This window comes from Serratia sp. AR11 (genome assembly GCF_056376275.1).
On record NZ_CM150739.1, the window covers coordinates 2131469 to 2144499 of the forward strand.

16 protein-coding genes and 1 pseudogene are annotated in these 13031 nt (G+C 55.2%); 8 read left to right on the forward strand and 9 right to left on the reverse strand.

Features of this window, described 5'->3' with window-relative positions; genetic code table 11:
- Positions 1-67 precede the first annotated feature (67 nt).
- Entirely contained in the window at positions 68-313 is a 246-nt protein-coding gene (locus ACSOSI_RS10080; RefSeq protein WP_026142305.1) for a YceK/YidQ family lipoprotein, read from the forward strand.
- Here the strand turns inward: ACSOSI_RS10080 and ACSOSI_RS10085 are convergent.
- Both ACSOSI_RS10085 and ACSOSI_RS10090 read right to left on the reverse strand, forming a co-directional pair.
- The gene (locus ACSOSI_RS10085; protein WP_261276948.1) at positions 304-864 is read right to left on the reverse strand and encodes a GNAT family N-acetyltransferase; all 561 of its coding nucleotides are present in this window, start codon (positions 862-864) and stop codon (positions 304-306) included. The genes ACSOSI_RS10080 and ACSOSI_RS10085 overlap by 10 nt on opposite strands.
- Before the next feature lie 65 nt (positions 865-929).
- Entirely contained in the window at positions 930-1307 is a 378-nt protein-coding gene (locus tag ACSOSI_RS10090) for a MysB family protein (RefSeq protein WP_012006299.1), read from the reverse strand.
- Positions 1308-1514: 207 nt separating this feature from the next.
- Here ACSOSI_RS10090 and leuA point away from each other — a divergent pair, with 207 nt between their 5' ends.
- Positions 1515-3185 carry a 2-isopropylmalate synthase gene (gene leuA / locus ACSOSI_RS10095; RefSeq protein WP_017892401.1) on the forward strand — a complete coding sequence of 557 codons (1671 nt, stop codon included), beginning with the start codon at positions 1515-1517 and terminating at the stop codon, positions 3183-3185.
- Here the strand turns inward: leuA and ACSOSI_RS10100 are convergent.
- On the reverse strand, positions 3170-3931 hold the full coding sequence (locus ACSOSI_RS10100; protein WP_476707003.1) for an AraC family transcriptional regulator: 762 nt from the start codon (positions 3929-3931) through the stop codon (positions 3170-3172). The genes leuA and ACSOSI_RS10100 overlap by 16 nt on opposite strands.
- A 143-nt stretch (positions 3932-4074) precedes the next feature.
- Here ACSOSI_RS10100 and ACSOSI_RS10105 point away from each other — a divergent pair, with 143 nt between their 5' ends.
- From ACSOSI_RS10105 to ACSOSI_RS10120, 4 genes are read left to right on the forward strand one after another with little or no spacing between them, the layout of a single operon-like run.
- A complete protein-coding gene (locus ACSOSI_RS10105) occupies positions 4075-4386 on the forward strand; it encodes an ArsR/SmtB family transcription factor (protein ID WP_476707004.1) in 312 nt (103 codons plus the stop codon).
- Positions 4383-4817 (forward strand): YeeE/YedE family protein, encoded by a 435-nt coding sequence (locus tag ACSOSI_RS10110; RefSeq protein ID WP_476707005.1) that lies wholly within the window; start codon positions 4383-4385, stop codon positions 4815-4817. The genes ACSOSI_RS10105 and ACSOSI_RS10110 overlap by 4 nt, the downstream gene beginning before the upstream one ends.
- 4 nt (positions 4818-4821) lie before the next feature.
- A complete protein-coding gene (locus ACSOSI_RS10115; protein ID WP_476707006.1) occupies positions 4822-5241 on the forward strand; it encodes a DUF6691 family protein in 420 nt (139 codons plus the stop codon).
- Positions 5241-5639: a VOC family protein gene (locus ACSOSI_RS10120; RefSeq protein ID WP_012006305.1), complete on the forward strand. Its 399-nt coding sequence runs from the start codon at positions 5241-5243 to the stop codon at positions 5637-5639. Before ACSOSI_RS10115 ends, ACSOSI_RS10120 begins: the two co-directional genes overlap by 1 nt.
- A 49-nt stretch (positions 5640-5688) precedes the next feature.
- Here the strand turns inward: ACSOSI_RS10120 and ACSOSI_RS10125 are convergent, their stop codons facing one another.
- The 4 genes from ACSOSI_RS10125 to ACSOSI_RS10140 all read right to left on the reverse strand — a co-directional run bounded on the left by ACSOSI_RS10125 (position 5689) and on the right by ACSOSI_RS10140 (position 10464).
- The gene (locus ACSOSI_RS10125; RefSeq protein ID WP_017892406.1) at positions 5689-7242 is read right to left on the reverse strand and encodes a peptide MFS transporter; all 1554 of its coding nucleotides are present in this window, start codon (positions 7240-7242) and stop codon (positions 5689-5691) included.
- A gap of 476 nt (positions 7243-7718) precedes the next feature.
- On the reverse strand, positions 7719-8954 hold the full coding sequence (mdtG, locus tag ACSOSI_RS10130) for a multidrug efflux MFS transporter MdtG (RefSeq protein WP_476707007.1): 1236 nt from the start codon (positions 8952-8954) through the stop codon (positions 7719-7721).
- Between the two features lie 200 nt (positions 8955-9154).
- Entirely contained in the window at positions 9155-9439 is a 285-nt protein-coding gene (locus tag ACSOSI_RS10135) for a YciI family protein (RefSeq protein ID WP_012006308.1), read from the reverse strand.
- Between the two features lie 104 nt (positions 9440-9543).
- The gene (locus tag ACSOSI_RS10140) at positions 9544-10464 is read right to left on the reverse strand and encodes a Kdo(2)-lipid IV(A) acyltransferase (protein WP_012006309.1); all 921 of its coding nucleotides are present in this window, start codon (positions 10462-10464) and stop codon (positions 9544-9546) included.
- 276 nt (positions 10465-10740) lie between these two features.
- Between ACSOSI_RS10140 and ACSOSI_RS10145 the strand changes: the two genes are divergently transcribed.
- Positions 10741-10902 carry a histidine kinase gene (locus tag ACSOSI_RS10145; protein ID WP_476707008.1) on the forward strand — a complete coding sequence of 54 codons (162 nt, stop codon included), beginning with the start codon at positions 10741-10743 and terminating at the stop codon, positions 10900-10902.
- An 11-nt stretch (positions 10903-10913) separates the two neighbouring features.
- Here the strand turns inward: ACSOSI_RS10145 and ACSOSI_RS10150 are convergent.
- A pseudogene (locus ACSOSI_RS10150) lies at positions 10914-11147 on the reverse strand (oxidoreductase); the annotation flags it as partial.
- 175 nt (positions 11148-11322) lie between these two features.
- Between ACSOSI_RS10150 and trhO the strand changes: the two are divergent.
- Complete coding sequence (trhO, locus tag ACSOSI_RS10155; RefSeq protein WP_476707009.1) at positions 11323-12393, forward strand: oxygen-dependent tRNA uridine(34) hydroxylase TrhO; 1071 nt, start codon at positions 11323-11325, stop codon at positions 12391-12393.
- Between the two features lie 42 nt (positions 12394-12435).
- On the opposite strand, the gene ACSOSI_RS10160 is transcribed toward trhO, so the two are convergent.
- Entirely contained in the window at positions 12436-13014 is a 579-nt protein-coding gene (locus tag ACSOSI_RS10160) for a YceI family protein (RefSeq protein WP_012006312.1), read from the reverse strand.
- Positions 13015-13031 lie beyond the last annotated feature (17 nt).

Genomic DNA, 13031 nt, shown 5'->3' on the forward strand with positions numbered 1-13031 from the left:
AAACTATGTTAACATTCGCGCCGGGCGTTGTTTACTTTCAGAACAACCAGGGCTAAGAGTCAATTTGGTGAATCTCTCTTCTTTTCTTCGGCTGGCATTATTGGCAACAGGCGTGACGGTGTTAACCGGCTGCGGCAGTATTATCAGCCGCACAGTGCCAGGCGCCGGGCACGGCCATCAATATTACCCGGGTGTGCAATGGGATCTGCGCGATACTCCCTGGCGCTATGTCACGGTGATCGATGTGCCGCTGTCGATGGTGGTGGATACTTTTATGCTGCCGTTTGATGCACAGCACGGGCCTTACGAATAAGTCTGTTCCCGAGTGGTAAACACCAGCAGCTGGTACCCCTGTGGGCCGCAGTGGAAGGGCGCCAGCACCGTCATCTTTAATCCTTGCTGGTGGGCAGCCAGTGAATGCGGGTTGTTGTCGTCAATAAACAGGGCGCCAACGTCGAATTTCTCCCGGGTGTGCGCTTTGACGGCGGCGAACAACTGCTTCAGTACGCCTTTACCGCGCCAGGCGGGATCCAGGCACACCGGCCCGTACATAAATACCCGTTGTTCACTCAAAGGCCGTCCGTTGAATGACTCGCCGGCCAGTTTTTCCAGCATCGCATCCACTACCGGCGGGCGCGGCTGCGCGTCCGTGGTCATCAGGCAAACAAAGCCGGCCAACGTTTGGTCTTCAACCGCCACCAGAATACCGAGACCCTGGTTAATGTGGGCTAACTGAGCTTCGTTCATGCTCGAAACAATAAAACCCTGACGTTTTTGGCTGTCGCTTAAATTTGCGGGGGTATTTTGTGTTTGCAGTTGCAAAATAGCGGGGTAATCTTCGGGTTGCGCCTGGCGGATAATCATGCTGCCTCTCGGAAAATTATGGGGGGTTTATGGGCGGGATTTTACTCGCTCCCGCCCGCTATTATTCAACGTTCATCCCACTCGTCGGCGGCGGTCTGGCCCTCTTCGGTATCCAACGGCGGATCGAGTTGGAAATCACCTTCTTCCCACTCGTGCAGCGTGTTTTCTTCTATCCATTCGGCACTAATTTCGATTTCGTCATAATCACCGTCAAAAATAGCCTGGGCCGCCGCACCGCTGCGTAGTGTCAGGCATTCGACCGACTCGCCTTCTTGTTCAAAAAACTCGGCCTGCCACATGGTATCACCATCCAGCATCACGTATTTTTGCAGATTGAATTGTTGCACTGCCGGCGGCTGATCGTCGCTACCGCTCTCGGCGGATTCAATAAACTCCTCGCGCGCCGCTTCAATAGCATCTTCCAGGGTTGCATACAGGCTCATAGTCGTCTCCAGTGGTGAGGGTAACGAAAGGATTTTGGCAGGGCCAAACTGTCATGACTGACGTCAAAATTAATTGTTGCTGCACTGGCGCAGGATGCAAATTTTTTTGTTGTCCGTTTTGCGACGATGGTTGTCTGCCAGGCGAGAGCAAGCTATTTCCCGGTAGGAAATAATAAGGCATCGCTTATGACAGCCCAGGAGAGTGCCATGTTAACCAATCCTTCAATCAAATATCGTCCGTTCCCACCGGTGGCTTTGCCGGAGCGTCAGTGGCCGGGTCGCACCTTGCAGCAGGCACCGCGCTGGTGTTCCAGCGATCTGCGTGATGGCAATCAGGCGCTGGCGGAGCCGATGGATAACGCCCGCAAGCGCCAATTCTACCAACTGTTGTTGCAGTGCGGGTTCAAAGAGATTGAGGTGGCCTTTCCTTCTGCGTCACAAACCGACTTTGATTTTGTCCGCTCGTTGATCGATGAACAGTTGATCCCGGACGATGTCAGCATTCAGGTCTTGACCCAATCGCGTGACGACCTGATCGATCGCACCTTTGAGGCTCTGCGAGGGGCACCACGAGCTATTGTGCATTTGTATAACGCCACCGCGCCGATGTTCCGTGACATTGTCTTCAAACAGGACAAGGCGGCGACGGTGGCGCTTGCGGTCAATGGTGCGCTGCGTATTCGTCAGCAGTGCGAGCAGCAGCCGGAAACTGCCTGGACCTTCGAATATTCGCCGGAAACCTTCTGTTTTACCGAACTGGAGTTTGCGCTGGAGATTTGCGAAGCGGTGGCGGATGTCTGGCAGCCGGGCCCAGGGCGACCGATGATCATCAACCTGCCGGCGACGGTGGAAGTCAGTACGCCGAACGTTTATGCCGACCAGATTGAATGGTTTTGTCGGCGCTTCAGTCAGCGAAATCGGGTGACCATCAGCGTGCATCCGCATAACGATCGCGGCACCGGGGTGGCCTGTGCCGAACTGGCGATGCTGGCGGGGGCCGATCGGGTGGAAGGTTGCCTGTTCGGCAACGGCGAGCGCACCGGCAATGTTGACCTGGTGACGTTGGCGCTCAATCTGTACACCCAGGGCATCGCACCGGGGCTGGACTTCAGCCAGTTGAAGCAGGTGGTGGAGGTGGTAGAGCAGTGCAACCAGCTGCCGGTACATCCGCGTCATCCTTATGCCGGTGAACTGGTTTTCACCGCTTTTTCCGGTTCGCATCAGGATGCAATCAAAAAGGGCTTCGCCGCCCAGCAGCAACGGCAGGACGGTCTGTGGCAGGTGCCTTATCTGCCGCTCGATCCGGCGGACGTTGGTTGCAGTTATGAAGCGGTGATCCGGGTTAACAGCCAGTCGGGCAAAAGCGGAGCGGCCTGGCTGCTGGAACAGAACCATGGGTTGTCGTTACCGCGTGGCCTGCAGATTGATTTCAGCAAGGTGGTGCAACAATCTACCGACGGCAGCGGTAAAGAAATGACCACGGCAGAGCTGTGGCGACTGTTTCGCCTCAGCTATGGGCTGGTTGAGCAACCGCGCCTGCAATTGCTGAGCTACCAGACCGAGAGCCACAGCGTCGAAGCCTACAGCTTCAGCGCCCGGGTGTTGTTCGATGGGCAACAGCAGCGGCTGTTGGGGGTAGGGAACGGTTTGTTATCCAGCGCGGTAGATGCACTGCGTCAGCGCTTTGGTCTGAGCCTGGCGATAGAGGATTACCACGAGCACACGCTGGGACATCAGAGCCAGAGTCGCGCCGTTGCCTATATCCGCTGTACGTTAGCGCACGGTGAGGCGGCTTATGGCGTGGGCATCGACGTCGATTCCGCCAGCGCCTCGTTGCAGGCACTGTTCAACGTTGCCGCACGCTATTTGGCGAAATAAGCACTGGGCGCAACGCCCAGCAGGCGACGGAACATGGCGCTGAAAGCACTGGGGCTGTCGTAACCCAGATTCAGCGCCACTTCCAGCACCGAATGCCCGGCGGCCAGGGCGTTCAATGCCGCCAGCAGACGGGCGCGGCGCACCCAGTCACCGAAGCGCAGTCCGGTTTCACGCTGAAAGCGCCGTGACAGCGTGCGGCCGCTAACGCTGATATAACCGGCCGCCTGCTCTAATTCCCAGGGGTGGGCCAGCGATTGCTGAATATGCCGACACAGCCTCAGCAGGGCCTCAGTACGCGGCTCAGGTAAATTCAGCGGTAAGATAGGCAGTACGCGCAGCTCATCCAGGATCAATTCCATTATTCGCTCTTCACGTCCCCCTACGGGGTAATCAGCCGTGATATCCATCGCGCAGACAATCAGCTCACGCAGTAACGGGGAAACCTGTACCACTTCACAACAGGCCGGCAGATCGGCACGCGCCAGCGGATCGACCAACAGCGCTCTTGCCGCCACCTTGCCGGTGATACGCAGGCTGTGTTCAACCCTCGCCGGTAGCCAGACGCCGCGTCCGGGGGGCACCACCCAACTTCCCTGACGAGTATTGACCTGCACCACACCGCTGAGGCTATGAATCAGTTGCGCACAGTCATGGTAGTGGGGCGGCTCGAAATCGCCGTGCTGATAATCTTTGGCAACCGGCACAATCGATCGGTTGGCGGGCACAGCGTCATGGAAAAGCAGCATTGTTCGGGGCATCCCCTGTCCGCGGAAAAATCATAACGGCAGCATGCCATGCTGAAACCTTCCGCACCAGTCTATGGTGCGGTGGAGGAATATAGTTTATAAATATACAATATATTATTTTATAAATTGTATTGGGGGAAGTAATGGATATCGACAGCATGCGGCAGGCAGCGGCGCAGGCCGGAGCATTACTGCGGACGCTGGGTAATGAGGATCGCCTACTGTTATTGTGCCAGCTCAGCCAGGGCGAGATGTCAGTGGGGGTGTTGGCGCAAGCGTTGGAAATTCGTCAGCCGACGCTTTCACAACAGTTGGGCGTATTACGTCAGGAAGGGCTGGTATCCACACGCCGTGAAGGCAAGCAAATTTACTACGCCGTGAGTGATGAAAAGGCATTGGCAGTACTTAACACTCTGTATCAACTCTATTGCCCACAACCGGGAGAGACACCGTGACCATTGACTGGCTGCATTTTACGCCCGTATCTGCCCTGGCCGGCGGAGGCATTATTGGCATCGCGGTGGTACTGCTGCTGATGTTTAACGGCCGTATCGCCGGTATTAGCGGCATTACCGGCGGTCTGTTGACACCCCAGGGTAAAGAGAAAGCCTGGCGAGTCGCATTTCTTGTCGGGTTGCTGGCTTCGCCCTGGCTGTACGGTATTGCCGTACCCTTACCGGCCATGGCGGTCAGCGGCAGCAGCTTGTGGCTGATGCTGGCCGGCTTGTTGGTTGGCTTGGGTACCCGGTTGGGTGGCGGTTGCACCAGCGGCCATGGGGTTTGCGGCACGGCGAGACTGGCGCCGCGTTCGCTGGCGGCCACGGCGGTATTTATGCTGTTGGGTTTTGCCACGGTATGGGCAGTCCGTCACTGGGTGGGAGGCTAATCGCATGTTCAGATTACTGTTTGCTTTGCTGAGTGGCGCCATTTTTGGCCTCGGTCTGATCGTTACCGGGATGGCCAATCCGGCCAAGGTATTGGCGTTTCTCGATATTACCGGCCACTGGGATCCCTCATTGGCTCTGGTGATGGTGGGTGCCATTGCGGTGGCCGCTCCGGCATTTTACTGGGCGCGCAGGCGACAGCGTAGCTTGTTGGGGGAAGAGATGCAGATCCCAGCCAACCGCCGCCTCGATGGCCGTTTGCTGGCAGGCAGCGCGCTGTTTGGTATCGGCTGGGGCATGGCGGGTATTTGCCCCGGACCGGCCTGGGTACTCGCCGGTACCGGTTCTTCGGCCGGCTGGCAGTTCGTGGCGGCCATGCTGGTAGGCATGGCGCTGTATGAATTCATCTTGATACGGAGAAAATAATGCCAATAGCCAACGCGGTGCTGCGTATTGCACGTCCGACCGATCGTCTGCAGGAAATTGCTACCATGTACTGTCAGGGGCTGGGGTTCGAACGGCTGGGCGAATTTGACGATCATCAGGGATTCGACGGCGTGATGGTTGGGCATCCGCAGCACGGCTATCACCTTGAGTTTACCCACCATCGCGGTGTGAAAGTGGGGAAGGCGCCGACACAGGATCATCTGATGGTATTTTACTTGCCGGATGAAAAGGATTGGCTGATTGGATGTCAGCGAATGCTGGCCGCCGGTTTTCGGCGCGTCGCGGCCTACAACCCTTATTGGGATACCAGTGGACAGACATTCGAAGACCTGGACGGCTACCGGGTGGTGTTACAACAGCGGGCGTGGGAACAATAAAAAAAGCCAGCGCACCGGGCGCTGGCTGAAGGGTTAAGCGAAACGGTTATCAGGCGTTGGTTGCCGGTTTCTGTGCGCTTTTACCCTGAGTGTTTTCCATCATCCGGCGGATCGGGACGATCAGCAGGGTCAGCACCGCAGCACAGATCAGCAGAGCAATCGAGCAGCGTGCGAACAGGTCTGGCAGCATGTCCAGCTGGTCGGCTTTAACATGGCCGCCAATCAGACCGGCTGCCAGGTTACCCAGTGCGCTGGCGCAGAACCACAGGCCCATCATTTGGCCGCGCATTCTTTCCGGTGCCAACAGCGTCATGGTTGCCAGCCCGATTGGGCTAAGGCACAGTTCGCCCAGCGTCAGCATCAGAATACTGCCCACCAGCCACAACGGAGATACGCCGGCACCACCGTTGCTCAGTACGTTTTGTGCAGCCAGCATCATCAGGCCAAAGCCCGCAGCGGCAAACAGAATACCGATAACAAACTTGGTGATACTGCTCAGGCGCACTTTATTACGCGCCAGAGCCGGCCATGCCCAGCTAAATACCGGTGCCAGCAGGATAATGAACAGGGCGTTGATGGACTGGAACCACACCGCCGGGATCTCGAAGTCGCCAATCATCCGGTTGGTATAGTCGTTGGCGAACAGGTTGAACGAGGTCGGTTTCTGCTCGAAGGCTGACCAGAAGAAGGCCGCTGACACCAGCAGGATAAAGCAGACCAACAGGCGGGCGCGCTCTTTACGGCTCAGACCGGCAAACACAAACAGATAAATGAAGTACAGGGTGACCGAGGCCGCGATCACATAAACCAGCATGCTGGCCACGGCTACCGGGTTAATCACAATGATGCCCTGGGCAATCAGGGTGATAACCACCGCCACGCCGACCGCCAGCGCAATCAACCAGGCACCGACACCGTTTTTCTTGGCGACCGGGCTGTTCCAGGTGGAGTCCAGGCCAACTTCGCTGTCATAGCGCTTCATTGCCGGTACGGCAAAGACGCGGAAGATCACCAACGCCACCAGCATACCGATACCACCGATACCGAAGCCCCAGTGCCAGCCGTGGGAACGAATCAGCCAGCCAGAGATCAGCGGGGCGATAAACGAGCCCATGTTGATGCCCATATAGAACAGTGAGAAGCCACCGTCGCGGCGGTTGTCGCCTTTCTTGTAGAGTGTACCGACCATCACCGAGATACAGGTTTTGAACAGGCCGGAACCCAACACAATAAACATCAGGCCGATAAAGAACAGGTTGTTGCCCATAAAGGCGGACAGCGCGATCGACAGGTGGCCGAGAGCGATCAGAATCGAGCCGTACCAGACCGCTTTTTGCTGGCCCAGCCAGTTATCGGCCAACCAGCCGCCCGGCAGGGCCGCCAGATACATGCTGCCGGCAAAAATACCGACAATTGCCGAGGCATTCTCACGTGCCAGCCCCATGCCGCCGTCATAGACCGTCGCGGCCATAAACAGGATCAGTAATGGGCGAATGCCGTAAAACGAGAACCGCTCCCACATTTCGGTAAAGAACAGGGATCCCAGCGGATAAGGGTGGCCGAAGAAGGTCCGGCTTTCTTGGTTATTAACAGAGGATTGCATAACGTCTTCCCAATAAAATGTGCCGCATTTATGCAGCTTATACTGTGGTATGTATGTGTATTTAAGGAAGGTGATCCACCCAGTGCGGATTACCCGACAAAACCGCAGCCGCAGCGCCCGTTAACCGTGGAAAGCGCGTCGGCCTTTTTTCACTTGGCCAATGGTTTACATTGAGCGTGATATTATTTAACCATTTGATAACTGGATGGTGGTTTTGTCTAGTCCCTGTATCCCATTTTTTAGATGAAAAGTCGACAAACATCTCCTTTCCTGGTTTTTATGTTGGTTGCGGAGGGAATGTTATTGACAGGTGGTTTATTGCGCTAAAAGTTAATAACTTTTTTAAAAACAATCAATTAAACTAAGATTTGTCTGAAGGGGGCCGGCAAGGCAGGTGTGAAAGGTATCAATACTAAAAGTAGGGTAAACGGGCCGTCGACCCATTTTAGTGAAGGAAGTGGTGATAAATACGGCTATTACTCTTCCTGCAGGGTGTCTTCTCTCATTCGTGTCGGGCGACGTTGCAAACACCACCAGGAATAAACGGCGTTGAACAGCACCACCAGAGCGGTGACGCAGAATACTGCACGGAAGCCATAACTGGCGGAGACGGCGGCCCCCATTAATGGGCCACTGACGTTGCCGATATCGCGGAACGATTGGTTATAGCTGAAGATCCGCCCGGCAACCTGATTGGTGCAGTTGTAGATCAGCAAGGTTTGTACCGCCGGCAGCAGTGCGCCATCGGCAGCGCCTAGCAGGAAGCGAAGTACGCCGAGTTGCCACGGGGTTTGCACAAACGCCATCGGGATCAGTAACAGCACCGATACGATCAGCATAAACACCAGAATGCGCTCCGGGCCGATCTTGTCGCCCAGTTTGCCCAGCCGTGGCGCACTCATTAGCGCGGCGACGCCCGGTACTGAAGCGATCAGGCCGCTGACAAAGGCCAGATTATGAATGTCACCGGCCAAATCACGGACGTACAGCGTCAGGATCGGTGCGATGGATCCGGTGGCAATCTGAATAATCATGGTGGTGACAAACAGGCTGAGGATCAGCTTGGGGCTTTTTAGCGCCGCGAAGACCTGACGGGCGTGCAGCATGTCTTTTTTCTGCACCGGGGTGAACTGCTCTTTGACATACAGCAGCGTCAGCACAAAGCAGGTCAGCAGCACACCGGCGGTAATGTAGAACACCGGCCTCAGGCCATACTGGTCGGCTAGCAGGCCGCCAATCAGCGGCCCAATCAATGCACCGCTGACGCCGCCGGTGGACAGGGTACCCAGTGCCCAACCGCTGCGATTGCGCGGCACCTGTGTGGCAATCAGCGCATTGGCGTTGGGGATAAAACCGCCGAGCAGGCCCAGCACCGCGCGTAGCGCCAAAAACTGCCAAATATTCTGCGCCATGCCCATCAGCAGCATCACTATCGACATGCCCAATGCCGATCGTAACAGCATCAGTTTGCGCCCACGGCGATCGGCCAAACCGCCCCAGAATGGGGAGGCAATCGCAGAGAACAGGAAGGTAATGCTAAATACCAGCCCAGACCACATATTCAGTGCCTGGTGGCCGGTAACACCGAGGGTTTCTACATACAGCGGCAGGAATGGCATGATCAGACTGAAGGCGGCACCGGTGAGGAAACACCCCAGCCAGGCGACAAAAAGATTGCGTTTCCAGTTGATGAGTTCGGGTGCCGGAGCCATAAGTTCCTGTTGCGTAAGGTAGAGGGCTATGTTTGCAAAAGCAGTCAATCGTGCAAAGCAAAAAAAGTTAGCCTGGTAAGTATGCGCTTAATTATAGGTGGCATCAATTGATATGGGGTGAGATATACCGGAAATGAAATAAAGTTTTAAAAATAGAATATTGGCAGTATTCCGCGCTGTACGCGCGGAAAAAGGCGAATTTAAAGCCCGGCAAGCAGTTCAAAACCGCTGGAGGTGGTGGAGAGGGCGACATCGGTAATTTCATAGTGGGCTACGGCGTTGAAAGGATCTTGCCCGACAATGATGTCCAACTGCGCACGCTCGATACCTTTTACCAGGATCACACCACCGGTGCGCGGGTTCTTACGGCCGGAGGCAATGAAGGTACCGTCCTGGAAATATTTTTTCAGCCAGGCGATATGCCCCTCGAGGTGGCTGTCGACTTCTTCTATCGGGCGATGGTAGGTCAGGCTAACGATGTACATAACGGCTCCAGGATGAACTACGAAGGCTTTACCATCCCACCGTTACTGACGATTCTCAAGCTCTGCAGCATAAAAAACTAACCCGCCAAACGGCGGGTCAGAAGTCAGTAGAGTGAAGGCTCGCCTTCCGGGCGGGTTTTGAAGCGGCGGTGCAGCCACATGTACTGATCCGGCGCCATCAGGATTTCCTTCTCCACCACCTTATTCATAAAGGCGGCGGCATCGAGCTCATTATCCAGCGGGAAGTTTTCCACCGCCGGCTGCATAATCAGCTCATACCCTTTGGCATCCGGCAGGCGGCGCGGGGTAAAGGGAATAATGGCCGGCTTGCCCATTCTCACCAGCACGTAGCTGCCGGTGGTGGTGGCGGCTTTCTCTACGGCGAACAGTGGGGCGAACACGCTGCTGCGTGGGCCATAGTCATGGTCCGGGGCGTACCAGATGATGTCCCCCTGCTTTAGCGCGCGGATCATGCCTTTTACGTCCTTACGGTCCAGCATCGATTTGTTGGAACGCATGCGGCCCCAGGTCTGCAGCCAGTCCATCAGCTTGTTGTCATGCGGCCGGTAAACGCCGATGCCTGGATTATGAATGCCAAAGATACGGGCACCCAGTTCCAGCGTCAGGAAGTGCAGACCGATCAGCAAAACCCCCTGATGGTTGTCTCGTGCCTTCTGAATATGTTCCAGCCCGCTAACCTGGAACCAGCGTTCGATACGCCAGTTTGGCCAAAACCACGCCATACCGGTTTCAAACAGGCCCATACCGACGGATTCAAAATTTTGCACCACCAACGCATCGCGTTCGGCTTGCGGCATGTCCGGGAAGCACAGCACCAGATTACGTTGGGCTATTGCCACGCGGCGCTTGAGAAATCGCATGGAAAAACGGCCAAGCGAAGTGCCGAGGCGATAGATAATCGGATAAGGCAGCAAGACCAACAGGTAAAGCAAACCGATGCCGAGCCAGGTGAGCCAATAACGCGGATGCAGTAAAGAGCGATTAAAAGAAGGAACTTGAGTCATGTGTTCTCAGCTTAGAAGCAGTCATTTAATGATAATAACAGAGTTCTCGAATGGTCTCTCCTGCGAAGGATTTTTGACCAAGCGTTTATTTTCTGCCGTTTATAACCGGCTATTGTGGCATTTTTATCGAAGAACGTGAAAAGGCACCGCATTAAAACATCATTTTTAATGATGAACGGATATAAAGTGGCTGGAAATTAAGCTAAATGGCTCTAAAGGATAAAATTCATACTCGACAGACGCGTATTATCTTGCGCAATTTATTAGGGAGATCTTATGTTGGCTACATGGTTGAGTGCAGGATTGTTGGTCAGCGGAGCACTGCTGGGCAGCCTGGGTGCGCATCTGCAGTTTAATCTGTTGCTGCTGGTGGCGGGGATCGCCCTGGCTGCGGGAACGGTGATTTCCGGTTTTACCGAATGCCGGGGCGGGCGCTGAGCATCCGCCCCGGTAGCCTCGCCCCACAAACCGAGGTCGCTGGGCGTAATGCGCCCTTCGGGGGCGACCGAGCTGGCTTCGACAATCAGCAGACCGGCACCGGACAAGGACAGATGCCCAAGGTGCAGGGTATGCCACTCGGTGGCTTTGCCGTGGTCGGCAGAATATTGGCACATCGGTGCAATAATAATACGGTTGGGTAAATTCAGTTTTCCCAGCGCAATGGGGGTAAATAGCTGCCTCATGACGTCCTCCTGAACCGTGATAAATAGGGGGGAACTACTGTCAGGAGTATCGGGATTTGCGAGCAGCGTCAAGTTGCCAGCGCTTCACATCATCGGGTATTATGTGCGCCGCGCGTGGGCCGGCGGTCGGCGCGTGTTTAAATCAGTCACCTCCCGAAAGACAGGAAAGTACACCATGCCAGTGTTACATAACCGAATTTCTAATGAGGAACTGAAGGCGCGCATGCTGGCGGAAACCGAGCCGCGCACCACAGTTTCTTTTTATAAATACTTCACCATCGAAGATCCCAAAGCGTTTCGCGACAGCCTGTACGTTCAGTTCGACAAGCTGAAGGTGTTCGGCCGCATTTATGTGGCGAAAGAGGGGATCAACGCGCAAATCAGCGTGCCGCAGAATAAATTCGAGGCGTTCAAAGCCGCACTCTTTGCCTCACATCCGGCGCTGGACCAGATTCGGCTGAATATCGCCCTGGAAGACGATGGAAAATCCTTCTGGGTGCTGCGCCTGAAAGTGCGTGAACGCATCGTTGCCGACGGCCTCGATGACGAGAGCTTCAACCCGGCGAATGTCGGTGAGTATCTGCAGGCCGATCGCGTTAATCAGATGATTGACGATCCGGATACGCTGTTTGTCGATATGCGTAACCATTACGAATATGAAGTCGGCCACTTTGAAAACGCTATCGAAGTGCCTTCAGACACTTTCCGTGACCAACTGCCGATGGCGGTTGAGATGCTGCAGGACAATAAAGACAAAAATATTGTCATGTACTGCACCGGCGGGATCCGCTGTGAAAAAGCCAGTGCCTATATGTTGCATAACGGCTTCAAGAACGTCTATCACGTGGAAGGCGGCATTATCGAGTATGCGCGTAAGGCAAAAGAACAGGGGTTGCCGCTGAAGTTTGTTGGCAAAAACTTTGTGTTTGACGAGCGTATGGGTGAGCGAATTTCTGACGATGTGATCGCCAATTGTCATCAGTGCGGTGCGCCTTGCGATACTCACACCAACTGCCTGAATGACGGCTGTCACCTGTTGTTTATTCAGTGCCCGAGCTGTGCGGCCAAATTTGAAGGTTGCTGCAGCGAGATCTGCCGCGAAGAGCTGAAGTTGCCGCGTGAAGAACAGCGCGCGCGGCGAGCCGGCCGTGAAAATGGCATCAAAATTTTCAATAAGTCGAAAGGGTTATTGCAGACCACGATGCACATTCCGGCACCGGAAGAAGATAAAGACTCGGCAAACTGAGTTGTTGATAAGCGCGGCAGCCTTGCCGCGCTTTAGTAAGCATTACTTCGCGCGAACGCCTTCCACAGAAATAATCAGCTCCACGTCCTGCGATGCCGGGCCGAGATCGGTGGTGATGCCAAAGTCTTTCAACTTGATTTTACCGTTGGCTTCAAAGCCGGCACGGTAGCCACCCCATGGGTCGTTGCCCTGACCGATCAGTTTGGCGTCCAGTGTGACCGGTTTGGTCACGCCATTCAGCGTCAGGTTACCAACCACCGCATAGCCTTCGCCGTTCTTTTTCACTTCGGTGGATTCAAACTTGGCCTGTTTGTTCTTTTCCACGTTCAGGAACTCGGCGCTGCGCAGGTGTTTATCACGCTCAGCGTGGTTGGTATCGACGCTGGCGGTGTTGATCGTGACGTTAACCTTGTCCTTGGACGGATCTTTTTCGTCGAAGGTGAAGCCGCCGTCAAAATCCTTGAAGGTGCCGTACAGCCAGCTGTAACCCAGGTGCTGGATGCGGAATTCGATAAAGGCGTGCTGCCCCTGTTTGTCAATCTTGTAGTCGGCAGCCAGCGCGGAACCGGCGCTCAGCAGCATTGCGCCTGCGGTCAGGCCCAGTACGGTTTTCTTCAACATAGCTATCTCCATAAATC